Source organism: Moorena sp. SIO3B2 (genome assembly GCF_010692525.1).
Classification (GTDB): Bacteria; Cyanobacteriota; Cyanobacteriia; order Cyanobacteriales; family Coleofasciculaceae; genus Moorena; species Moorena producens.
Window position 1 is genome coordinate 1 of record NZ_JAAHHE010000909.1, and the last position, 1,272, is coordinate 1,272.

At 32.1% G+C, this 1,272-nt stretch carries 1 pseudogene; it reads right to left on the reverse strand.

Annotated features, from left to right (window positions below):
* Window positions 1-21 precede the first annotated feature (21 nt).
* Window positions 22-1,165 (reverse strand): annotated as a pseudogene (locus F6K38_RS42280) (IS4 family transposase).
* Between the last annotated feature and the right edge of the window lie 107 nt (window positions 1,166-1,272).

Genomic DNA, 1,272 nt, shown 5'->3' on the forward strand with positions numbered 1-1,272 from the left:
CTGGGGGGGCGACGAAAATAGTTATAAAGCAGACAGGACAAGCGATTTAGCTCTCATTCCTCGTAAATAATACTTCCATTTATTACGATTAAGTCTCATTAATTCTCGTACTAAATTAATACACTCATCGCTAAAACTGACCCAATTTTGAGCATATAATCCTATATAAAAACTACTGTGTCGTCGTTGTGAACGGCCATCTTCTTTTACTCTGCCGATATATTTTTGAATTCCTTTTAGTTTAATTTGCTGTCCTTGAATGGTAGCAGAAGTATAGGCTATTGATATCAATAAAATTAGCGAAATCAACCGATCACCATAGACATTAGTGTCTTCTAAATTATAGCCTCCTGTTTTAAAATCTCTAAACATTTCTTCAATGCCAAACCGTTTCTTATAAGCAGCAATCGCCAATTCTAAGGAATTTAAATTTGTCATAATGAACCATCCTTCTTTGGGGATAAATCCGGAAATATTACGCTTCCATTTGCATGCAACGTTAAAAGTGCTAAATCCCTTTATTTTAGTTATTTTTACTCCTTTAATAAAGAATGAAGTTCCTGGTATTAACCCAAGATTTGATAACTCAATCCAAATTTTCTTTTTGACTTCAATAAACTCATTTTTTTTGAGACGTAAACAAAAGTATACAGACTTTTCTGACAACCATTTCGCTAGCTTAACAGAACAAAATTCTCTATCTCCCAATAGGCAAATTTTATAATCTTTAAAAATGGGAATTATTGTTGATAGATGACTGCTCTGTTCTTTAAGATTACTGCTACCTAATTTTGGCATCAAAGTAAAGTATATTGGCAATGCTCTTTTATCCCAAATCAGGCTAGTTACTAAAAGATTTATTTTACCCCAATTTGTACGGTCAATTGCTATATAAACTAGTTCATCTGTTTCAAAGTATGTTTCTAGTATACTAGCTATGATAGGAAACCAAATAGTTTCAAATCTTAGATTTGGTAAAGACAAAAAGCGCTGAATTCTTTTTCTTATACTTTCAAATTTTATTCCAAGAGGTAAAGCATTTGCTAACTTTTCAATTGCTTTCTCTTTTGATTGATTGTACAAGCATCACTAAAATATTTAATAAAATAAAATTACGATACTTTAGTTGAATTTTAAGATGCTTTTGATAGAATAAGGGTAACATTTGCAACAGATAGGTCTTATTGACAATTTGAGACCTATCTTTTTCTATCACAGATCGTTACACTCTTGACGTATCAATCGTTTCAAGCCATATCGTCGCCCCCCCAG